We start from the raw sequence: 20427 nt of genomic DNA, 5'->3' as shown, positions 1-20427 counted from the left end.
CACGTACTACGAGGAGCGGTCGAGGGCGCGTGCCAGGAAGCGCTGGGTGGCCCGTTCCCGGGGAGCGGTGAGGACCTGTTCGGCGGTGCCCTGCTCGACGATCACGCCGTCCTCCAGGAAGCAGACCTGGTCGGCGACGTGCCGGGCGAAGTCCATCTCGTGGGTGGCCATGAGGATGGTCAGGCCGCGCTGTTTGAGGTCCGCGACGACGTCCAGGACCTCGCCCACGAGTTCGGGGTCGAGGGCAGAGGTGATCTCGTCGAAGAGCAGTAGCTCCGGTTCGGTGGCCAGGGCGCGGGCGATTGCGGCGCGTTGCTGCTGTCCGCCGGAGAGCCGGTCGGGGTGTTCGTGTGCCTTGTCGGCGAGACCGAGCCGGGACAGGAGTTCGCGGGCGTGGGCCTCGGCCTGTTTGCGGGGCACGCCGTGGACCTGGCGGGGGGCGAGGGTGATGTTGTCCAGCACGCTCAAGTGCGGGAACAGGTTGTAGGCCTGGAAGACGATGCCGATCCGCCGGCGGGCGACGTCGGGGTCCAGGCGGGGGTCGGTCAGCTCGCTGTCGCCCAGGTGTACGGTGCCGTCGTCGACGGTCTCCAGGAGGTCCACGCACCGGAGCAGCGTGGACTTGCCCGAGCCCGAGCCGCCGATGAGGCAGACGACCTGGTGCTCGGCGACGTCCAGGTCGATGGAGCGCAGGACCAGGCGCGAGCCGTATTGCTTGCGGACGCCGCGGATGCGCAGCAGGGGCCGGGTCATCGGCTGGCCCCCGCCCAGGTGCGCTGCGCGGCCCGCCGCTGGAGCCGGTCGGCGAAGCGGGTCAACGGAATGGTCACCGCGATGAACAACAGAGCCGCTCCCAGGTACGGGGTGTAGTTGAAGTCGTAGTCCGCCCTGATCTGCGCGGCCCGCAGCGCCTCCAGCGGACCGAGGACGGCGACCAGCGCGGTGTCCTTCTGCAGTGCGATGAAGTCGTTGAGCAGGGGCGGGAGCACGTTGCGCACCGCCTGCGGCAGCACCACGTACCGCAGGGTCTTCCGTTCGTTGAGGCCGAGGGCCCGCGCGGCGTTGCGCTGCGCTGGGTGCACCGAGTTGAGTCCGGCCCGGAAGACCTCGGCGACGTAGGCGGCGTACGAGAGGACCAGGGCGATCACGCCGAGCACCCAGGGCTGGGACGGGGTGCCCTGCAGCTGTAGGGCCGGCAGCCCGAATCCGACGAGGAAGACCAGCAGCAGGGTCGGTACGCCGCGGAAGACGTCCACGTAGACGGTCGCGGCCAGCCTCAGCGGCTGAAGGCCGGGCGCGCGGGTCACCCGTACCAGGGCGATCAGGAGACCCAGGACGAGGATCAGGACCTCGGCGACGACGAACATCTGGATGTTGAGCCAGAAGCCTTCGAGGAGCTCGGGGAAGGCGGCCCGCAGCTCGGCGCCGTCGAGGAACAGACTGCGGACGCGCTCCCAGCCCGGCGAGGCGACCGCCGCCACCCCCAGCGCCACCAGGGCGAAGACGGTGCACAGGGCGGCGATCCAGGTCTGGCGGCGCTTGCGGGTACGACGGAAACGTTGCCGCTCCCGCTCGTGCTCGCTGGGCTGGTAGGTGTCGTCCGACGGCGGCGACACGTCGGTTTTCGTGAGTTCCACAGCCGGCCCGCTACTGCTTCAGCTCGGGGACGTTCGCCGAGGCGGACAGCCACTGCTGGGTGAGCTTGGCGATCGTCCCGTCGGCCTTGAGGGCGCTCAGGGCCTGGTTCACGCAGGAGGTGTACCCGCTGTTCTTCGGCAGGAGCAGGCCGAACTCCTCAGGGGTGCCGCCCGCGTAGCCGAACTGGCCGACGATCTTCCCGTTGTCCAGCTCCGCGCCGGCCAGGTAGAACACGGTCGGCAGATCGGTGACGATCGCGTCGATCTGACCGTTCGTCAGAGCCGTGACCTCGTCCTTGGTGGTGTTGAAGACGCTCGGCTTCTGCGAGGGCTTGAGCTGGTCGAGCACCGCCTGGTAGCTGGTCGTCGCGACCTGCACACCGATCTTCGCGTCCTTGAACGCGCTCAGGGACCCGGCCTTCGCGAACTTCGAATCGTCCAGGGTCAGGATGGCCTGGTTGGCCGTGTAGTAACTGGTGGAGAAGTCAACGGCCTTGGCACGCTGCGGGGTGATGGAGATCTGGTTGATGTCGAAGTCGTACGCCTTCGCCCCGGGTGCGTAGGAATGCGCGAAGGGCTCGACGACCCACTTCACCTGGTCCTTCGCGAAGCCCAGCTTGCCGGCCACCGCGTAGGCCACCGCGCTCTCGAAGCCCTTGCCGTTGGACGGGGTATTGCTGTCGAACCACGGCTCGTAGGCCGGGGAGTCCGTCGCGATGGTCAGCTGGCCGGACTTGTGGAGACTCGGGCTGCCGGTCGTGCAGTCGGCGGCCTTGGCGGAACCGGCGGCACCGGGGGTGCTCTGCGGCTGGGGCGCGCAGCCGGCCGCCACGAGGACGACGGCGGAGGCGGCGGAGGCCGCGAGGGCTATTCGAGTACGGGACATCAGGGGGTCCTTCGAAAGAGGGTGACGGGACAAGCGGAAAGGGGAGCCGAAGGGCGAGCCGAAGGGCGAGCCGAAAGGGCGAGCCGAAAGGGCGAGCCTAATACGGGAGCCGCAAGGAGGGAGCCGTGCGGTGCGTTCAGCCGTACGTCAGCTGGTGAGCTGGAGCTGGAAGACCTGGTCGCCCTGGCGCAGACCGAACACGTCGGCCGCGGAACCGCCGCGGACCACCAGCTCGGCGAAGCCGACACCCGAACTCCCGACCGTGATGCCGGGCTCGCCGAGCGGGACGTCGGGAAGCCGGTCGTAACATCGCACCTCGACGTCTCGGCCCTCGCGCCGGTTGTGCACGAGCAGGCCCTTCGCGCCGTCGTAGCCGGGCAGCTCGACGGCCGGCCGGTCCAGCTTGCAGTTGCCGAAGTTGTCCACGACGGCGATCCGCACGTCACCCGAGACCGGCTGCTCCACCGCCAGGGCCTGCGAGGGAACCGCGTGCCCGTCGGCCAGCCAGCGGGCGAGCAGCGGCACGTACCAGAGGCTGCGGAACTGGGTCCGCACCATCTCCTCGACCTCGGCCGGCGCCAGCTCGGCCCAGTCGTCGGCGGCCGCCTCCAGCACCTCGCGGACGTCGGTGACGTGCACCTCCTCCAGTCCCAGGTAGGCCGCCAGCGGAGCGAGCACCCGGTGGTTCAGCGTGCTGATGACCAGGTGGTCCCCGTGCCGGAACCAGCAGAACGGCACGCCGTTCGGCCAGTGCCCGTCCCTCGGCGCGATGTTCACGAGGACCACCACCGGCTGGGTGGGCCCGCCGATCAGGTCCGTGGAGCGGAGCAGGTCGAGCAGGGTGAGGGCGGCGGCGCCCTCCGGGTCCGGTCCCGTCAGCGGCAGGACGGTCGGCGTCGCGCCGAAGAGGGTGGCGATCCGGGTGGACTGCCGGGCCAGCGCGTTGGGGTCGGCACAGTCGGTGAGGGAGACGACCGGTAGACGGGTCATGGCGGTACTTGCCTTCTGTCGAGAGGTTCGGGGGTCCGGCGGCGAGGGGCTCGGAGTTCGGACGGCCCGGCAAACAAAAAAGGACCCTCCGTTTCCGGAGGGTCCGTCGCATCCTGTGCGCACACGGCTTCGCTAGCGAAGCGCCTCCGAGGTTCGGGGCATCATTCGCATCATGGCGAGGCTGGCGGTGTGCTGCATGGGCGGGACGTTAGCACTACGCGAGCGCGGTGTGGACACCCTGTCCACAGAATGGACAGACGGTCGGCCGTCCGGAGCCATCGGCCACGTGAGCGCCGCACCACCTATGCCGCTCGCCGCCGGGCTCCGGTGAGGCTCGGCATGATGGCCCGCAGCTTCTCCCTGGCCTCTCTCGGCGCCGCTTCCTTGGACTTACGGGTACTCGCAGGGTCGATCATTCGGTCGCGATAGGCGGTGACCGCGAGGTTCGCTTCCGAAGCGCCACTCGCCCCGTCCTGCAGCATGCCGAACGGTCCACAGCGCCGCCACGCGCTGGGCCTCGGCCGCGATCTGCGCGGCCTCCCGCGCTGCCGCCGCCTGGTCTCGGCCGCCGTTCGCCTGGATCTTCGCGCCGATGACGCTGCCGAGGAGGCCGCCGACGATGGCGATGGCGGCGACCAGGGCGGCGAAGATCTCCTCGTACTCTTCGAAGTAACTCCATAGTCCGCTCACCGCCACATCATGACGAACTGCCCCTGAATGCCGCAGGGTTACGCCGGCACTCCGCAGCCGGCGGCGCCGGGCGGACAGCGCCGGGGCGACGTCACCCTCGGAGCTCGGCACCCGGCCGCGGACCGGGCTCGTGTGAACGGTCCGTTTCGGGCTTCGGCGATGCGTTGACCTTGCCTCGGCTCGCGCATAGGAATGACCGCACCAAGGAAACTTTGCGAGGTCGATCCGCGCGGGGGCCGGCCGGATGCGAAGGTCGACCAGCTGACCGGGGCGGGACGCGAGGCACTGACCGCCGTGTCAGACCGAAGGGAACTACCTCCGATGCGGGCCATCATGGTGATGTTCGACAGCCTCAACCGGCGGATGCTGCCGCCGTACGGCGGCGACTGGACCCACGCCCCGAACTTCTCCCGGCTCGCCGAGCGTTCGGTGACCTTCGACAACGCCTACGCGGGGTCGATGCCGTGCATGCCGGCCCGCCGCGAACTGCACACGGGCCGCTACAACTTCCTGCACCGCAGCTGGGGACCGCTCGAACCGTTCGACGACTCGATGCCGGAGCTGCTGAAGCGGAACGGGGTGTACACGCACCTCGTCAGCGACCACCCGCACTACTGGGAAGACGGAGGCGCCACCTACCACGGCCGGTACAACTCCTGGGAGTTCTTCCGCGGCCAGGAGGGCGACCCGTGGAAGGGTCAGGTGGCGGACCCGGAGATTCCCGAGGACCTGAAGCGGATGCGCTCGGCCATCTACCGCCAGGACTGGGTCAACCGCCCGCACATGGCGACCGAGGACCGACACCCCCAGACGCTCACCTTCGACGCAGGGCTCGACTTCATCCGTACCAACCACGCGGAGGACCGCTGGTTCGTGCAGATCGAGACCTTCGACCCGCACGAGCCGTTCTTCAGCCACCAGCGGTACAAGGACCTCTACCCGCATGCGTACGAGGGGCCCCACTTCGACTGGCCCGACTACAAGAGGGTGGTGGAGACGGACGAGCAGGTCGCGCACGCCGGGTACGAGTACGCCGCCCTGCTCTCCATGTGCGACCGGTCTCTGGGTCGGGTGCTCGACGCCATGGACGAGTACGGCCTGTGGGACGACACGCTCCTGATCGTCAACACCGACCACGGCCTGCTGCTCGGCGAGAAGGGCTGGTGGGGCAAGTCCGTCCAGCCCTGGTACAACGAGCTCGTCCATCTGCCGCTGTTCGTCTGGGACCCCCGCTCCGGCGGCGCGGGCCGGCGGAGCGACGCCCTCGTGCAGACCATCGACCTGGCACCGACACTCCTGGAGTACTTCGGCGTCGGCATCCCGGCCGACATGCAAGGGACCCCGCTCCCCGTCGCCACGGACGAGGCCATCCGCGAGGCGGGCCTGTTCGGCATCCACGGCGGGCACGTCAACGTCACCGACGGCAGGTACGTCTACATGCGCGCGCCCGTCGCCCCCGACAACACCCCCTTGGAGGAGCACACCCTCATGCCGACGCACATGCGCGGCCGCTTCACCCCCGCCGAACTGACCGGCGTGCAGCTCCGCGAGCCGTTCGGCTTCACCAAGGGCGTCCCCACCTTGCGGATGCCGGGACGCACCTTCGTCAACCCGTACCACCACGGCAGCCTGCTGTTTGACCTGCACGACGACCCCGAACAGCTCGCCCCCCTCGTCGACGACGCGGCTGAGCTGCGGCTCGCCACCCTGCTGGTGGACCTGATGCGGCGCAACGAGGCCCCGGCGAGCCAGTACGAACGGCTCGGACTGCCTGCCGAAGGGGCGGTGGCCGACAGGCACCTGCTCGTACGGGCCCAGCGGGGGCAGGCGGAGAAGGCCGCCGTCCCGCTGCCCCGCGCCGAAGACTTCCCGAAGGGCCGGCTGTCCCTGCACACGCCGCTCGCGGCGCTCCTCCAGGACCCGAAAGCCGCGGAGGTCGTCGAGCGGCACCTGCCCGGCATCGCGGACTCCGAACTCCTGCAGTTCCTGGGCCCGACCCCCCTGCTCGACATCGCCGCCATCGTCGGCCACGCGGTGCCCGCCGACCGGCTCCGGCCGATCGCCGACGAGCTCGCGGTGCTCTGAGGCGGCTGTCTGGTGGCGCTCTGAAGCGCGGCCCTGAGACGGCGGTCTGAGACGGCGGCCTGTGAGGGCGCTTCGAGGCGGTGCTCCGAAACAGCGCTCCGAGGCGGCGGTGGGCTCCTGCCGGCGGAGCCTCCGGCCCCCCGGCCGCCACCGCTCCGGCTACTTCCCGGCGAGCCGCGCCTTCTTCACCCTGTTGCCACAGGTGTTCATCGAGCACCAACGGCGATTCGCCCCGCGGCTGCTATCGAGGAACAGGCCGGCGCAGCCGGGGCCTTCGCACGCCTTGATCCGGTCGCGGTCGGGGCCTCCGAGTACGTGGATGGCGTCGGCCGCAAGCACGCCGAGCGCGTCCGGTACCGGGGCCTCCTTGCTGAGGTTCCAGACCGCGAGCCCGTCTGCGTCGAGCGCCGGCCTGGACTGTCCTGCGGCGGCGGCCCTGTTCAGGATCGCCGCGTCACAGGAACCGGGTCGTTGGGCGGAAGCGACTGCCAGCCCGGCACGGTAGATCGCTTCCCTCAGGGTGAGCGCGTCCCGGAGCTCGGCGGGTGAGACGTCGGGGACGTCGAGGCCCGCGGCGTGCAACCAGAGCTTCAGCCGACTGTGGCCGGAGAGCCGCTCGTGGGGTGCTTCGCCGTCCCGGTCGCTCACCGTGGCAGTGAAGCGGAACGCCAGCACCTCGTTGTCCAGCCGGAACAGCTGACGGGCCTCCGGGGTCACTTCCACGGTCACCACCTTCCGTACCACCAAGCACTACTACCTGAACCAGCTTAGCCGGTTCGACAGGGGCGGCGACCCACGCCACAATGGAACCGTCTTAGGCGGTTCATGAGTGGAGGTTGCGTGATGGGCGAGGTCGCAGTCATCGGGCTGGGCGGAATGGGGCGGGCGATCGCGCGCAATCTGGTGCGGGCCGGCCACGAGACCGTGGTCTGGAACCGTTCGGCCGGGCCCGCGGAGGAGCTCGCGGAGGCGGGCGCCCTCCGCGTCGCGTCCGTCTCGGAGGCCCTGCGGTGCCCGGTGGTGTTCTCGGTCCTGTCCGACGACACGGCCTTCGCGGAGGCGTTCCTCGACTCGGGGGTACTTGGCGAGGCCCGGCAGGGAGCGGTCCACGTCAACATGGCCACGGTGAGCGTCGACCTGGCCCGTCGTGCCGCGGACGCGCACGCCGCGCACGGGATCGGCTATGTGGCGGCCCCGGTGTTCGGCCGGGTGAGCGTCGCGGAGTCCGGAGCGCTGAACGTCCTCGCCGCGGGGGAGGCCGAACTCATCGAGCGGGCCCAGCCGTTCTTCGACGTGATCGGGTCCCGCACCTGGCGCCTCGGCGAACTGCCCGAGCAGGCCAACATCGCCAAGATCCTGGGCAACTACCTGATCGCCTGCGCGATCCAGTCACTCGGCGAGGCGGTCAGCGTCGCCGACGCGGCCGGCGCCGACCTGGCACAGTTCGTCGAACTCCTGGCCTCGACGCTCTTTCCCGGCCCCGTCTACTCCGGATACGGGTCGATGATCGCGCAGCGGACGTACCAGCCGGCCGGGTTCTCCACGGCACTCGGCCGCAAGGACCTCCACCTCGCCCTTGAGGCGGCGGCCGGCCAAGGGGTCCCCCTCCCGATCGGCGAACTGCTCAGAGGCGTATTCGACCAGGCGATCACCGACGGCGGCGCGGCCGACGACTGGGCTGTGATCGCCGAACAGCAGCCGCGATGAACCCCACTGCTCGCGCGGCCGTCGACACGCGATGCCCAGTGCCGGCCCCGAAGCCGGAGAGGCGGAGCGCCCGGATCCCAGGAGCTTTGCCTAGCCCCGGCTGTTCGCTCCGGCCGTGCGGACATCCAGAGGGACGCCGCCGATGCGGTAGCCGTGTTCGTCGAGGAGGTGGCCGCTGAGCTTGAGCGGCCACAGTGCCACGGCCCGGTCGGTGATCTCCAGGCCGGGAACGCGCTGGGCGAGCCGTACCTCGAAGCGCTGCACGTCGGTGAGGGACTTCACCCAGGCGATGATGAGGATGTTGTTCCGGCCGGTGACGCCGGCGCACAGGCGTACTTCCCGGGCCCCGGTGACTCCGCGCGAGACACGTTCCAACTCTCCCGCGGTCGCGCGCCCCCACTGGATCACGGTCACCGGCCACTCCGAGAGGGGGCGGGCGACCTCGCAGCGGGTCTGGAGCATGCCGGCGGCGAAGAGGCGGCCGAGTCGTCGGCGGACCGTGTCGGGGCTCGCGCCGCAGGCGTCGGCGAGCGCCCGGTAGGTGGCGCGGCCGTTCATGGAAAGGGCGGCGACGAGGGCGTGGTCCAGGTCGGTGAGCGGGAAGACGGGTGTCCCGGTGCGGGCGGTCTCGGTGGCGGCGAGGCGGGCGATCTGGGTGCGGTCGAGGGCGCGCAGCCGCCAGCGGCTGCCCTCTGCGTAGACGGTGCTCGCGAGGTGGGTGCGGCTGGCGATGACGCCGGGCATGGCGCCGATGCCGCGGGTGATCCAGTGGGTGAGGGCCGTCAGGTCCGGTGCCATGACGGTGAGCAGCAGGTCGCGGTCTCCGCTGACGTGTTCGACGGCGGTGACGTGCGGCAGCTGGGCGAGGGCCTGGGCCACGGTCAGCAGACTGCCGTTGGCGCAGTCCACTTCGACGAAGGCGAGGAGTCCCTGTCCTGCGGAGGCGAGGGCGGGGGACGGGGAGCAGCTGATCCATGCGGCGCCGGCTTCGGTGAGCCGCTGCCAGCGTCGAGCCACGGTGACGGCGTCTAGGCCGAGTACGGCGCCGATCTCGTTCCACCCGGCCCGTGGGGCGATCTGCAGCGCGTGCACCAGGGCCTGGTCGACGTCGTCGAGCGCCCTGACCGCACTATGCCCGTGCGCGGAATACTGCGTCAATCGATGCCCCTTGCGTGATTCCTGCGATTGAGGGTCGGCGGGGTGGTGAGCACTTCAATCTTGCCCCACCGAAGGCCGGAACCGAACCAGGAGGTTGACGCAGCATGTCCGTACTGGAACGCGCCAGGGAACTCCAGCCCGATCTCGTGCGGCTCCGCCGCTCGCTCCACCGCGAGCCGGAGCTCGGTCTGCAGCTGCCGCGTACACAGGAGAAAGTCCTCGCCGCGCTCGACGGTCTCCCGCTCGACATCACGCTCGGCCGCGAGCTGACCTCCGTCACAGCCGTCCTGCGAGGCGGCCGTCCCGGCGGGGCGGTCCTGCTGCGGGGCGACATGGACGCACTGCCGGTGGAGGAACTCACCGGGGTGGAGTACGCCTCCGAGGTGGCCGGCCGGATGCACGGCTGCGGGCACGATCTGCACACCGCCGGACTCGTCGGCGCGGCGACACTGCTGGCGGACCGCAGGGAAAGCCTCCACGGCGACGTGGTGTTCATGTTCCAGCCGGGCGAGGAGGGCCACAACGGCGCGGGCGCGATGATCGACGAAGGGGTCCTGGACGCGGCGGGCAAGCCGCTCGATGCGGCCTTCGCACTCCATGTGTCGGCCAACCGACTGCCGGGCGGCTGGATCACGTCGCGGCCCGGCACCGTCATGACGGCGTCCGACGTCCTGCGGGTGACGGTGCGGGGCGAGGGAGGGCACGGTTCGGCTCCGCACCATGCCAAGGACCCGGTGCCCGCGGTCTGCGAGATGGTCACCGCGCTGCAGAACTGGGTGACGCGCACCTTCGACGTATTCGACCCGGTGGTGGTGACCGTGGGCCGGTTGCATGCCGGTACACAGCAGAACGTCATCCCGGACACGGCCGAGTTCGAGGCGACCGTACGCAGTTACTCGGAAGCCAACCACGAGCGGCTGGCCCAAGGGCTGCCGCGCCTCGTGCGCGGGATCGCGGCCGCGCACGGTTTGGAGGCGGACGTGGAGTACCAGATGCTCTACCCGGTCACGATCAACGAGCCGGCCGCGACGGAGTTCGCCCTCGAGACGGCACGCGACCTCTTCGGCGCGGGCGAGGTGTGGCACGCCCCGCAGCCCGCCAACGGTTCGGAGGACTTCTCCCTGGTACTGAACAAGGTGCCCGGCGCGATGCTGATGGTCGGCGCCGCACCCGAGGGCGCGGACGTGGAAAAGGCACCGCAGAACCATTCGCCGCGGGCCGTGTTCGACGACCGGGTGCTCCACCGCCAGGCGGCGCTGCTCGCCGAACTCGCGGAGCGGCGACTCGCCGCAGGAGCGTCCGCATGAGAACACCGGGCGGGACGGTGAAGACGGCGGCGCCCCCGGTCACCGCCGTGGTCGGTCTGCTGGTCGTCTTCGAATTGGTCAGTGGCTTCCTCCAGGGATCGGGCCCGGCACTGGTGCCCGCCGTGCAGGACTGGCAGTCCATCAGCGCGTCGCAGGCGCAGTGGTACATGGCGGTCCAGTTCCTGGCCGCCGCGGTGGGCGTACCGGTGCTCGGACGCCTCGGCGATCTGTACGGCCACCGCCGACTGCTCCGGATCGCGCTGCTCTGCATCGCGGCGGGCACCATCCTCGTGGCCCTCGCACCCAATCTGACGGTGCTGCTGGTCGGCCGTGCCCTCATGGGCCCCCTGGCGGCGCTGCTGCCGCTGGAGATCGGTCTCGTACGGGACCGGCTCGACCTCGAGGGCGCGCGGCGGGCGGTAGCACTCCTCGTCGGCGCGCTCACCCTCGGCTCGCTCCTCGGCCACGCCCTGGCCGGCCCCCTGCTCGAACTCACCGGCGGGATCCAGGCCACGCTCTCCGTCCTCGCCGCGATCGCCTGCGCCTGCATGGCCCTCTCGCACAGCGCGATCCCCGAGTCCCGGACCCGCGCCCCCGGCCGTATGGACTGGGCAGGAGCACTCCTGCTCAGCCTGGCCCTGCTGCTGTTCCTCGGCACGACGGCACGCGGCCAGACATGGGGCTGGACCTCACCGCTCACCCTCGGCGGCCTCGTTCTCTCCCTGTCGCTGCTCGCCTGCTGGATCCGGCTCGAACGGACCCGGCCGCACGCCCTGGTCGACGTCCGGGCAGTGGCCCACCCCCGGTCCGCGCCGCACTACGCCTCCGGGTTCGTCTTCGGCGCCGTGATGCTGGGCGGTCAGGCCGTCAGCATCTCGTACCTTGCCGCGTCGACAGCCGACGAGGGATACGGCTTCGGCCTCACGTCCTGGGCGATCAGCGCCTGGGGCGCCGTCCCCCACCTCCTCGCCTTCACCGGCGCGAGCCTCGTGGCCCGCGTGGCGGCCCGCACCGGCTACCGTCGCGTCCTGCTGCTCGCCTTCACCCTGATGGCCTCCGGCAACGTGGGGCTGATCGCCGGCCACACCACACTGCCCCTGTTCGCCCTTGCCTCCGCCGTCGCCGGCTTCGGCATGGGCCTGGCCCTGGGCGGCCTGCCCACACTGATCGCGGAACGCAGCACCCCGGACCGCACCGCGAGCGCGACCGCCGTCTACAACAACCTCAAAACCCTCGGCGGCAGCCTCGCGGGCGCGGGCTCAGCCGTCGTCCTCGGGTCCCTGGTCACCGGAGACACAGACATCCCAGCGCTCTCCGCCTACCTGACGATCTGGGCACTCAGCGCGCTGCTGTGCCTGGGCGCGCTCACACTCCAAGTCCTGACCAACCGTGAGACGACACCCCACGTGCGGCAATGAATCGCCCCTCAGCCACTCCTCCGCACAGCGACGCGGGCACGCCACCCGGGCGCCCTGTCACAGCCCGGTCGCCAGCCACACGGTCACGACCGCGGTGGTGGCGAGCCCGATGTTGAGTGCGATCTGTCGGTCCTTGCCGGTCAAGTGGACGGCGATCGCCCCGGCCTGGAGGAGTGCCAGGCCGCCAGCCGCGGCGAGCGCCAGCGGGGGAGCGATGCCCGTCAGCGGCGGCAGGACCAGTCCGGCCGCGCCGAGGACTTCGACCGTTCCCAGCGCTCTGAGGGCGGGCAGAGGCACGCGGTCGACCCAGGCCATCATCGGCCGGAGTTGATCGCGACTGCGGATCACCTTCAGCGTGCCCGCGTAGGCATAGAAGAGAGCGAGCGGTCCCGCGACGATCCAGTAGGCGACGTTCATGATTCCCATTCATCGGTTCCCGGTTCCCGGTTCCCGGTTCACGCGAACCGTGGACTTTGGTGTGCGACGCGAGGACGGACTCGGCGGCGGGGTCGGCCTGCGGCGCCTCGGCCTGTGCTTCCTCGGTCATGCTCACCAGTGCACCGCCGGAGGCCTGCCGGTGTCCAAGACTCATCCCGCACCCCCGATACCTTTTGGGTATCGTTGCAGTGTGGAGCTACGCACCCTGCGCTATTTCGTCGCTGTCGCCGAGGAACTCCACTTCGGCCGGGCAGCCACCCGACTGCACATGAGCCAGCCACCGCTGAGCCGGGCGATCAAGAAACTCGAGGCCGATACCGGCGCCCAGCTGTTCACCCGCTCACCCACAGGCGTCACGCTCACTCCGGCGGGCGCGGTGCTGCTCGACGAGGCGCGAGCCCTGCTCGATCACGCCGACCGCGTCCGCGCACGCGTGAGCGCGGCGGCCGGCGCCGCGACCATCACCGTCGGCATCCTGGGCGACGGCACCGACCCGGGAGTGACCAGGCTGGCCGCCGCCTACCGCCGAACCCACCCCGGCATCGACATCCACATCCGCGACACCGACCTGACCGACCCCACCTGCGGCCTGCGCACCGGACTGGTCGACGTCGCCCTTACCCGGGCGCCGTTCGACGAGACCGCCCTGACGGTACGCGTACTCCGAACCGATCCCGTCGGCGTGGTCCTGCGCGCCGACGACCCGCTGGCCCGCCGTGACCGACTGCACCTGGCCGAACTCAGCGAACGCCGCTGGTTCCAGTTCCCTCAAGGCACCGACCCGACCTGGCAGTCGTACTGGAACGGCGGCACGCCGCGCGAAGGCCCAGTGGTGCGCGCCGTCCAGGAATGCCTCCACGCCGTGCTGTGGAACGGCACGGTCGGCCTGGCCCCGCTCGGGCACGACCTACCGGCGGAGTTCGCCGTGGTTCCGCTGGTCGACATGAAGCCGAGCCCTGTGGTGGCGGTGTGGAACGAAGGTGACACCAACCCGTTGATCCGATCCTTCATCGAGATCGCGACAGCGGCATACCGTCAATGAGCCTGGCCGATCGACTGGGCCTCCGGAGAGGATGGGACGGTGATCCGCTACGACACCGAGATACAGGCCCTGTACCGCCGTTACTGCCTGCCCGCGCGCCGCTACCTGAAGCTCGGCGGATCAGTACTTCGCATGCCGCGCGAGGAGTACGAGCCGTTCGCTCGTCACCTGGCCGCTGACGCGAGGTCGGTCACCGACGCCGAGCTCACCATCCTGCTCGAAGGCAGCTGGCGCGAGCGGCGAACCGCAGCATGGTTCATTGCGGTCTCGCGTCGTGACCACTTCCGTGACCGCCTGGGAGGGCTGCTGCTGCAGAGCGAGGTCTGCTGCGCGGGTGGGGCCTACTGTGTAGCGCTGGCGAGCTTCGGCACCGCGCGGGACGCCGACCTCCTCGCCGCTTACCTGGATCGCTACCTGCGTCGACCCGACCTCGCCTACGACCAGCCGACCGCCATGGGCGCCCTGGCGTACACCGCCGCAGCCCTGCACAGCGACCGGGCCGACCACTTCCTCCAAGAGGGCGGCCTGTGGCATCAGTGGGTCAAGGACGCGCCCCACATGCACGACGACGCCGACATCTCCGGCTACCTGGGCGGCATTCGCCTCGCCTGCGCCGTCGTAGATGAATGCGCAGGCTTCTGACCCCTCCCATGACGTTGTCCGTTGCGAAGCCGCCGGCTCAAGGTCACCGACGTGGCACCCTCTCTTACGCCAGCGGCCGTGGAGCCTCTGCCAGAGGCGGAATACGTGTGACCGTTCTGCCGGAAGGCCTTGGCTGGTACGCCACTGCCGTGTGCGAAGACCCGTGGACCGGTGGAGAGCACCGGGTCTCCATCACCTGTTCCAACGGTGGGTCCCGTAACTACGGGACGGTCGGGCCTTGGAGGGCTTGGAACGTACCCTCACGGGCGGACTGCCCCTCGGGCTGCTGGCTGACCAACTGGCGCTACTCGACACGAGATTGAGGTCTGTCCCTCAACGTCGTTGCGGTTGCCGGGCGCGGGCCTGCCGACGGCGACGACGAGCCGAACATTGGGGCAAGCTGCCGCAGGGGCAGATTCGTGCGCCAGCGGGCGGGGGCCGGTGAGTCAGTCAGCCGATCTGGGGAAACAGTTTTGCGCCTCGTGTGATCGGCATGGATGCTGGCTCGCCGGAGGTAGTGAAGATGATCGACGTCGTGCTGAAGCTGTCAGCCCGTGACTTGGTGCACGCCGACCTGGCGGCATGCGGGTGGGCAGGGTCTGACCATCACCTGGCGGGTGTTGCCGAGCAGTTGGAACGTGCCCGGATCGGTGAGGTCGACTACCTCGTGGTGTGCCCCGCAACCGACATCCCGGTGGCGAAAGGCGGCGTCGACTACCAGGTCAAGGACGGTGTCGACACTTTGTGGCAGCTGGCTGTCCACCCGGCTTTGCAGTCGTGTGGGATCGGCACGTTCCTTGTCGAAGCCGCAGAACTGCGGATCAGGAACCGAGGTCTGCGGCAGGCCGAGCTGGGTGTGGAGGAGGGCAACCCGCGGGCACGTGCACTGTACGAACGGCTGGGATATGTCGCGTACGACCGTCAGCCGGACTCGTGGGACCAGCAAGCCCCTGATGGAACGTTGCGCCGCTACGAAACGATGTGCACGTTGATGCGGAAGCAACTCGCGTAGGCTCAGTCATCTTCACAGGATCTGCGGCGGACGCGTTGTCCCAGGTCACGTGTCATCGGTCCGGGCTCCGTCCTCCAGGGCGTCGCCCACGGTGGAGCCCCCCGTCCTCAGGCGCGGCTAGAAGCTGTGGGTGCGGAACGGTTCCTCCGCACCCAGCCCCCACCATCGAGGCTGGGCAGGGGCGACGGGCGAGTCTGGTGTGTGGTCAAGCCTGCAGAGCCTCTCGGAGGAGCTGTCCGAACTCGGTGGGGTGGGTGGTCAGTCCGGTGTGTCCGCCGGGGAAGTGCTGGAGTCGCGCGCCAAGGCGTGGTGCCAGCAAGGCGGCTGGACGGTAGGGCAGTTCGCCGTGTGAGTCCGTGCCGCACGCGAGGACGAGTCGGTCGGCCAGCGACTCCAGCCGCTGGATGTCAGGCGTGTAGGACATGAAGCTCGGCACGATGCGTCCGACGAAGTACGGCAGGTTCGCCATGGTCTGCTCGGCCCGGGCCGCGGCTTGGGGCGGAAGCTTGGGTGCCGGAGCCGGCTGGGTGTTGTCGCCGTCCTTCTGCAGGCCGGCTGCGAACACGGCCATCGCCGGCATGAGCCCTTCTTCCTGCAGCGTGGCCTGTACGCGTGCGATGAGCGCGCGGTGGTCGGCTGCGTCGGGCAGGACCTCCACGAGCGGCGGCTCGTGTGCCACGAGCCGTGCGACGCGTTCGGGGCGGGTGGTGAGCAGGTGCAGGGCGATGATCGCGCCCGAGCTGGCGCCGAAGATCCGGGCGGGCTGGCTGGGTGACAGCAGCTCCAGGATGCGCAGCGCGTCGTCGGCGTGCTCGGACACTCGCTGGTCGGCTTCGGGGTAGTCCAGCGTGCTGCGGGACATTCCGCGCGGGTCGTAGGTCGCGACGGTGTAGTCGGCGGCCAAGGCGTCGGCGATGCCGTCGAAGGAGGCCGCGCCGCCGGCTCCGCCGGGGATCAGAAGCAGGAGCGGGCCGTGGCCGCGCACTTCGTAGTGCAGGGTCGCGCCTTCGACGCGCAGGTTGCCGATGGTCGGGACGGTCATGCCGGGTCTCCTTCTCGGGACGGGGGCCAGTGCTCCAGGAGGGTGTGCAGCGCGTCGAGCGCGCGGACCCAGGATTGCTGCGGCGAACGCTCATGGGCGAAGCCGCCCGCCGCTTCCAGCGCGACGAAGCCGTGGAACGTGCTGCGCAGCAGCCGGACCGCGTCGGTCAGGTCGGGTTCGGCCAGGCCGTAGCCGCGCAGCATGCCGTAGGTCAGCTCGACCGCCCGGCGTGGTCCGGGCGCCGTCGCCGCCAGTTCTGGGTCGATCTGGATCGGGGTCTGTGTCGCGGCGTAGCGGCCCGGGTGCTCGTGTGCGTACTCCCGCCACGCGTTCGCGAAGGCGACCAGAGCGTCTCTGCCCGACCGCCCCACGGTCGCCTCCGCGATCCGGATGGTCTTCTCGTCAGCGGCCAGCAGCGCGATCCGTCCCCGCAGGTCCTCCAGATTGCGGACGTGCGTGTAGAGGCTGGCGTCCTTCACGCCCAGCCGCCGCGCGATCTGCGACATGGTGACCTGGTCGAGCCCTACCTCGTCCGCCAGCTCGGCACCCGCGATCGTGACCCGCTGTGCTGTCAGCCCTGCCCGCGCCATGCGTCCTCCCAGATCCTTGGGCCTCTAGTTTTAAACTAGGGGTCCTAGGAAAGCAACTACACCAGGCGTGAGTGGGTGGCGGGGCGGCAATCTGAGGCGTCAGCGGGGAAGTCCGACCGCCGGGATGGTGGGTGGGGTTTGGCGTGGCCGAGCTCGGACGCCATGATCACGGGATGGCTGAAGAGACGGTTGTCGAGAAGACCTGGCGCGGAATCGTGGAGGGGCACCCCGGGGCGCGGCGCGGAGAGCCGGCGGTGATAGCGGCGGCCTACGCCGAACCTCGCCTACGGGCCCTGTACCCGTTCCCGAGCCACGGGGCGCTCAGCTTTCACCGGAACACGCAGTACCCGTGGAGCAACGACCTGCCGTACATCGTGGGTGACGCGCACTCGTGCATCGTCTACGCACCGCTGAGCGTGGGTGGCACCCTGGGCGCGTCTCTGACGCCGCAGGAGGCGGCCGCGTTGGTGGTGGCCTGTTTGCCCGAGGACTGCGGGCCGGCCTTCGAGGGACCCTGGCCCCAGCTGGACCACCCAGTCAGCTGAGCCGGTCGCGCAGCTGCGGGGCCGGCCAAAGTCGCCGAGACCGACCACCCTTCGATGAGACCGGTCGATGGCCCCGCGTCCGCGGGCAAGACCCTCGCCGGGGCCGCTTGCAGCCCGACTGGCCGAGGCCGCTCGCTTCCCCTCCGTACGAGGATGGTCCCCGCGTCGACGAGGACCGCCTGTTACGGCCGGTCGGGGTGGCCCGCGCTGTCGAGCCGGTTTCCATGCCTTGCCGGAAGCCAAGGGGGCGCGGGCGGCATAGTGCGCGGGAGCGTGTCGATGTGGCCTCGGGCATGGTCCGTAGTGGCGCTGTGCGAAGGGGCCGATTCGGCCATCTCGTTCGTACCCGTCTCGAACTGATCACCTCTCTTGGATACTGCCGCTATCCAATCGACGGAGATTGTTCTTCAAAGGGGGACTCGTGAAGCGATCGGTCTTGCACCTATCCAAATACGTCAGTGCCGTCTGCGCCGCCGCAGCGACGGTCTTGGTCACCTCCACCACGGCGGCAGCGGAAACCGGCCCCGAGCAGGACAATTTCCTTCCCGCCATGGTCCATTCCATCCTCCACCTCGATATCGACCCGCCGGGTGCCAACGACTGGAACTGCCGTCCCAGCGCCGCCCACCCGCGTCCGGTCGTCCTAGTCCACGGCACCTACGAGAACCGCTACAACAACTGGTCCCGGATGTCTCCTGAGCTGAAGGCTGAGGGCTACTGCGTCTACGCCCTCGACTTCGGCGACACCGACGACGCCGCGGTGGCTCTCGCTCCCACCGTCAAGGGCTACGGAGACATCGAGGAGTCCTCCAAGGAACTGGCCGCCTTCGTGGACAAGGTGCTCGCTGCCAGCGGCGCCGGACAGGTCGACCTGGTCGGCCACTCCCAGGGCGGGACCCTCTCCCGCTGGTATCTCAAGGCCGACGGCGGTGCGAACCCGGCCGACCCCTCGAAGAACAAGGTCAAGAAGGTCATCCAGCTCGGCGCGACCAACCACGGCACCACTATGAGCGGCATCTCGACCCTCTCCGACAAGCTCGGGATTCTGGAACCCGGCCAGGTGACCGTGGGGAAGGCAGGAGTCCAGCAGTACGAGAAGTCCGACTTCATCAAGGAACTCAACGCCGACGGCGACACCGTCCCCGGGATCGACTACACCGTCATCGCCACCAAGTACGACGAGATCACCACCCCCTGGCAGAGCACGTTCATGACAGCGGGCCCCGGAGCGACCGTGCAGAACATCACCCTCCAAGAGGGCTGTCCGATCGACCTCTCCGCCCACCTCAGCATGTCCTACAGCCCGCGCGCGATCGGACTTGTCAAGCGGGCCCTGGACCCCGCGGCCCCGGCAGCCCCCTGTGTACTGAGGGCGCCTGCCTTCTGATTCCGGCCCCAATGCCCCCAGATGAAGCCTCCTCGCCACCGGCTGGGCCGACAGTCCGGGTGGTGAATGAGCCGCCCAGAGGCAGTAAGGAGAAGGCAGGGTGTACGGGGGGGCATGGCCACACGCCAGGGTTGGTCGCGGCGCGCCGCGCCCTGCGCTCGTGAGCCGGTGACCACGCCTGGTCCGGGGGAGAGCCCGCGGGTTCACTCGTGGTGGCCGTGAGCGAACCCTCGTACGGCCGTCTGTGAGTGGGGCGGTGCACTGTGAGCGTCTGGTCCTTCCACTGCCCCATCCCTGCTTCCCTGCACCCGCAGGTGGCCCAGGTCGAGTCCGAGGCCCTGGCCTGGGTCCAGTCCACGGACTACTTCGGTGTGCCGGCCGCGGCTGAGCGGATCGTCGCGACGCGCAGTGCGGAGTTCTTCGGGCGTATCTCTCCTGCCGCGCCCCCGGAGAGGCTGGGGGTCGCGGTCGCCTGGACTTACTGATGGTTTCAGAATGAACGTGGGGCAGGCCACGGACAGACAGCAGCACGCTGTTCACCGTGGTGCCGACACGTCAGTGACAGTCGCTATCGTCCGTGCCATGACCTCAAGTGATCACCTGCTCGACCTGATCCAGAACACCCCAGAGATCGATCTGCTGCTGAGGTCGTCGTTCGGCTTCGACATCCATCGGAGGCACTCTGGCGAGGGCTTGAGGCTTGCCTCGGGTGCGCCGATGGAGGTGATCGCCGGGGAGTCCGCCGGTGGGGCCTACTTCCTCTGCACCGAGCAGGACGGTCGCCGACCGGTTGTGTACGCGAGTTCCGAAGGGGAAGGCGGTCTACTCGCCGATGATCTGGGGGAAGCGCTGGAGATCATCATCGGGCTGGAATGGCACGACTGCCTCACGTTCTCGGGCGGTGGCGATGTCGAGGTCATGCAGGTGTCTGCTCGACACCTTGAACGGTCCCGCAACAAGTACAACCCGAACATCGACGACGAAGCTGCCCAGGTGGCCGCAGCCCTGTCGCTGCGTATCGTGCCTGTTACTGACCTCGTCATCCGGTTGCATGCAGCCGCCTCGAAGACCGAAGCGGACTACGTCGTGATCGACGAGGACGGCCAGGAGTTCGGCCCATTGTTCGGCGAGCACGTGGAACCTCGCCACGGAGGCTGGCGCTGAACCCCTCCAGCGCCGCCGACCGCATCAATCGGCGTCGCTGTCCATGCCTGATAGGGCGTCGGGCAGACTCTCCGACGTGCCTGCCGATCTCGTGCCAGACGATCTCTGGGAGCGCATAGCCGCGCTTCTCCCCCCTCAGCCTGCCCGACGCCATCGCCACCCCGGACGGCTGCCGGTGTCGGACCGCGTCGCGCTCGCCGGCATCATCTACGTGCTCCGGAAGGGCGTGGCCTGGCGCGATGTTGCCGCCCAGGTCGTTGGCTGTTCGGGGGTGACCGCCTGGCGTCGGCTCCGGGACTGGACTGAGGCTGGTGTCTGGCCCCGCTTGCACGAGGTCCTTCTCGCCGAGCTGCGAGCAGTGGGTCTCCTGGAGATGGACGACTCGGCGATCGACGGCTCACACGTCAGGGCACTCAAAGGGGGGGGCTCACACCGGACCTTCGCCGGTCGACCGGGGTCGGCCGGGCAGCAAGCACCACCTGATCGTCGACCGGCACGGCACCCCGCTCGCCGTCACGCTGACCGGCGGCAACCGCCACGACGTCACACAGCTCCTGCCGCTCCTGGAGGCGATCCCACCGATCCGGGGCGTGGGGGGGGGGGGGGGGGGGGGGGGGGGGGGGGGGGGGGGGGGGGGGGGGGGGGGGGGGGGGGGGGGGGGGGGGGGGGGGTGGGGGGGGGGGGGGG

21 protein-coding genes and 2 pseudogenes are annotated in these 20427 nt (G+C 69.8%); 13 read left to right on the top strand and 10 right to left on the bottom strand.

What is annotated here, in order from left to right:
- Nucleotides 1-6: 6 nt before the first annotated feature.
- The 5 genes from ACZ7G1_RS14995 to ACZ7G1_RS14975 all read right to left on the bottom strand — a co-directional run bounded on the left by ACZ7G1_RS14995 (nt 7) and on the right by ACZ7G1_RS14975 (nt 4203).
- Entirely contained in the window at nt 7-753 is a 747-nt protein-coding gene (locus ACZ7G1_RS14995; protein WP_470874868.1) for an amino acid ABC transporter ATP-binding protein, read from the bottom strand.
- The gene (locus ACZ7G1_RS14990) at nt 750-1637 is read right to left on the bottom strand and encodes an amino acid ABC transporter permease (RefSeq protein WP_470874870.1); all 888 of its coding nucleotides are present in this window, start codon (nt 1635-1637) and stop codon (nt 750-752) included. The genes ACZ7G1_RS14995 and ACZ7G1_RS14990 overlap by 4 nt, the downstream gene beginning before the upstream one ends.
- A gap of 10 nt (nt 1638-1647) precedes the next feature.
- Nucleotides 1648-2523: an ABC transporter substrate-binding protein gene (locus ACZ7G1_RS14985; RefSeq protein ID WP_470874872.1), complete on the bottom strand. Its 876-nt coding sequence runs from the start codon at nt 2521-2523 to the stop codon at nt 1648-1650.
- A gap of 147 nt (nt 2524-2670) precedes the next feature.
- Entirely contained in the window at nt 2671-3513 is an 843-nt protein-coding gene (locus ACZ7G1_RS14980; protein ID WP_470874874.1) for an SAM hydroxide adenosyltransferase, read from the bottom strand.
- A 390-nt stretch (nt 3514-3903) separates the two neighbouring features.
- Nucleotides 3904-4203, bottom strand: coding sequence for a hypothetical protein (locus ACZ7G1_RS14975; RefSeq protein ID WP_470874876.1), 300 nt, complete (start codon nt 4201-4203; stop codon nt 3904-3906).
- Between the two features lie 321 nt (nt 4204-4524).
- Between ACZ7G1_RS14975 and ACZ7G1_RS14970 the strand changes: the two genes are divergently transcribed.
- Nucleotides 4525-6288, top strand: a complete 1764-nt coding sequence (locus ACZ7G1_RS14970; RefSeq protein ID WP_470874878.1) for a sulfatase — start codon at nt 4525-4527, stop codon at nt 6286-6288.
- Between the two features lie 159 nt (nt 6289-6447).
- Here the strand turns inward: ACZ7G1_RS14970 and ACZ7G1_RS14965 are convergent, their stop codons facing one another.
- Complete coding sequence (locus ACZ7G1_RS14965; RefSeq protein ID WP_470874880.1) at nt 6448-7011, bottom strand: CGNR zinc finger domain-containing protein; 564 nt, start codon at nt 7009-7011, stop codon at nt 6448-6450.
- A 93-nt stretch (nt 7012-7104) separates the two neighbouring features.
- Here ACZ7G1_RS14965 and ACZ7G1_RS14960 point away from each other — a divergent pair.
- Nucleotides 7105-7587 (top strand): annotated as a pseudogene (locus tag ACZ7G1_RS14960) (NAD(P)-dependent oxidoreductase); the annotation flags it as partial.
- Nucleotides 7582-7995: an NAD-binding protein gene (locus ACZ7G1_RS14955; protein WP_470874934.1), complete on the top strand. Its 414-nt coding sequence runs from the start codon at nt 7582-7584 to the stop codon at nt 7993-7995. The pseudogene ACZ7G1_RS14960 and the gene ACZ7G1_RS14955, both read left to right, overlap by 6 nt.
- A gap of 90 nt (nt 7996-8085) precedes the next feature.
- Here ACZ7G1_RS14955 and ACZ7G1_RS14950 read toward each other — a convergent pair whose 3' ends face one another.
- Entirely contained in the window at nt 8086-9153 is a 1068-nt protein-coding gene (locus tag ACZ7G1_RS14950; protein ID WP_470874882.1) for an Lrp/AsnC family transcriptional regulator, read from the bottom strand.
- A gap of 104 nt (nt 9154-9257) precedes the next feature.
- On the opposite strand from ACZ7G1_RS14950, the gene ACZ7G1_RS14945 reads away from it, so the two are divergent.
- A complete protein-coding gene (locus ACZ7G1_RS14945) occupies nt 9258-10460 on the top strand; it encodes a M20 metallopeptidase family protein (protein ID WP_470874884.1) in 1203 nt (400 codons plus the stop codon).
- Complete coding sequence (locus tag ACZ7G1_RS14940; protein WP_470874886.1) at nt 10457-11878, top strand: MFS transporter; 1422 nt, start codon at nt 10457-10459, stop codon at nt 11876-11878. Before ACZ7G1_RS14945 ends, ACZ7G1_RS14940 begins: the two co-directional genes overlap by 4 nt.
- A gap of 57 nt (nt 11879-11935) precedes the next feature.
- On the opposite strand, the gene ACZ7G1_RS14935 is transcribed toward ACZ7G1_RS14940, so the two are convergent.
- Nucleotides 11936-12295 carry a DoxX family protein gene (locus tag ACZ7G1_RS14935; RefSeq protein WP_470874936.1) on the bottom strand — a complete coding sequence of 120 codons (360 nt, stop codon included), beginning with the start codon at nt 12293-12295 and terminating at the stop codon, nt 11936-11938.
- A gap of 226 nt (nt 12296-12521) precedes the next feature.
- Between ACZ7G1_RS14935 and ACZ7G1_RS14930 the strand changes: the two genes are divergently transcribed.
- The 3 genes from ACZ7G1_RS14930 (at nt 12522) to ACZ7G1_RS14920 (ending at nt 15012) form a co-directional block, all read left to right on the top strand.
- Nucleotides 12522-13358 carry a LysR family transcriptional regulator gene (locus ACZ7G1_RS14930; protein WP_471204166.1) on the top strand — a complete coding sequence of 279 codons (837 nt, stop codon included), beginning with the start codon at nt 12522-12524 and terminating at the stop codon, nt 13356-13358.
- A 39-nt stretch (nt 13359-13397) separates the two neighbouring features.
- Nucleotides 13398-14000: a DUF6000 family protein gene (locus tag ACZ7G1_RS14925; protein ID WP_470874890.1), complete on the top strand. Its 603-nt coding sequence runs from the start codon at nt 13398-13400 to the stop codon at nt 13998-14000.
- Nucleotides 14001-14523: 523 nt separating this feature from the next.
- The gene (locus ACZ7G1_RS14920) at nt 14524-15012 is read left to right on the top strand and encodes a GNAT family N-acetyltransferase (protein WP_470874892.1); all 489 of its coding nucleotides are present in this window, start codon (nt 14524-14526) and stop codon (nt 15010-15012) included.
- 205 nt (nt 15013-15217) lie between these two features.
- On the opposite strand, the gene ACZ7G1_RS14915 is transcribed toward ACZ7G1_RS14920, so the two are convergent.
- Both ACZ7G1_RS14915 and ACZ7G1_RS14910 read right to left on the bottom strand, forming a co-directional pair.
- Nucleotides 15218-16054 carry an alpha/beta fold hydrolase gene (locus ACZ7G1_RS14915; RefSeq protein ID WP_470874894.1) on the bottom strand — a complete coding sequence of 279 codons (837 nt, stop codon included), beginning with the start codon at nt 16052-16054 and terminating at the stop codon, nt 15218-15220.
- Nucleotides 16051-16644 carry a TetR/AcrR family transcriptional regulator gene (locus tag ACZ7G1_RS14910; RefSeq protein ID WP_470874896.1) on the bottom strand — a complete coding sequence of 198 codons (594 nt, stop codon included), beginning with the start codon at nt 16642-16644 and terminating at the stop codon, nt 16051-16053. Before ACZ7G1_RS14910 ends, ACZ7G1_RS14915 begins: the two co-directional genes overlap by 4 nt.
- Before the next feature lie 173 nt (nt 16645-16817).
- Here ACZ7G1_RS14910 and ACZ7G1_RS14905 point away from each other — a divergent pair, with 173 nt between their 5' ends.
- The 5 genes and pseudogenes from ACZ7G1_RS14905 to ACZ7G1_RS14885 all read left to right on the top strand — a co-directional run.
- Nucleotides 16818-17189 carry a DUF6193 family natural product biosynthesis protein gene (locus ACZ7G1_RS14905; protein ID WP_470874898.1) on the top strand — a complete coding sequence of 124 codons (372 nt, stop codon included), beginning with the start codon at nt 16818-16820 and terminating at the stop codon, nt 17187-17189.
- A 550-nt stretch (nt 17190-17739) separates the two neighbouring features.
- Nucleotides 17740-18576 (top strand): esterase/lipase family protein, encoded by an 837-nt coding sequence (locus ACZ7G1_RS14900; protein ID WP_470874900.1) that lies wholly within the window; start codon nt 17740-17742, stop codon nt 18574-18576.
- A 263-nt stretch (nt 18577-18839) separates the two neighbouring features.
- Nucleotides 18840-19061, top strand: coding sequence for a hypothetical protein (locus ACZ7G1_RS14895; RefSeq protein ID WP_470874902.1), 222 nt, complete (start codon nt 18840-18842; stop codon nt 19059-19061).
- Nucleotides 19062-19158: 97 nt separating this feature from the next.
- Nucleotides 19159-19740, top strand: coding sequence for a hypothetical protein (locus ACZ7G1_RS14890; protein WP_470874904.1), 582 nt, complete (start codon nt 19159-19161; stop codon nt 19738-19740).
- 76 nt (nt 19741-19816) lie between these two features.
- A pseudogene (locus tag ACZ7G1_RS14885) lies at nt 19817-20339 on the top strand (IS5 family transposase); the annotation flags it as partial.
- Nucleotides 20340-20427 lie beyond the last annotated feature (88 nt).

The sequence above is a fragment of the Streptomyces sp. NPDC037273 genome (assembly GCF_055603625.1).
The sequence above is the reverse complement of the archived record's forward strand: the minus strand, read 5'-3'. Positions and strand labels throughout refer to the sequence as shown.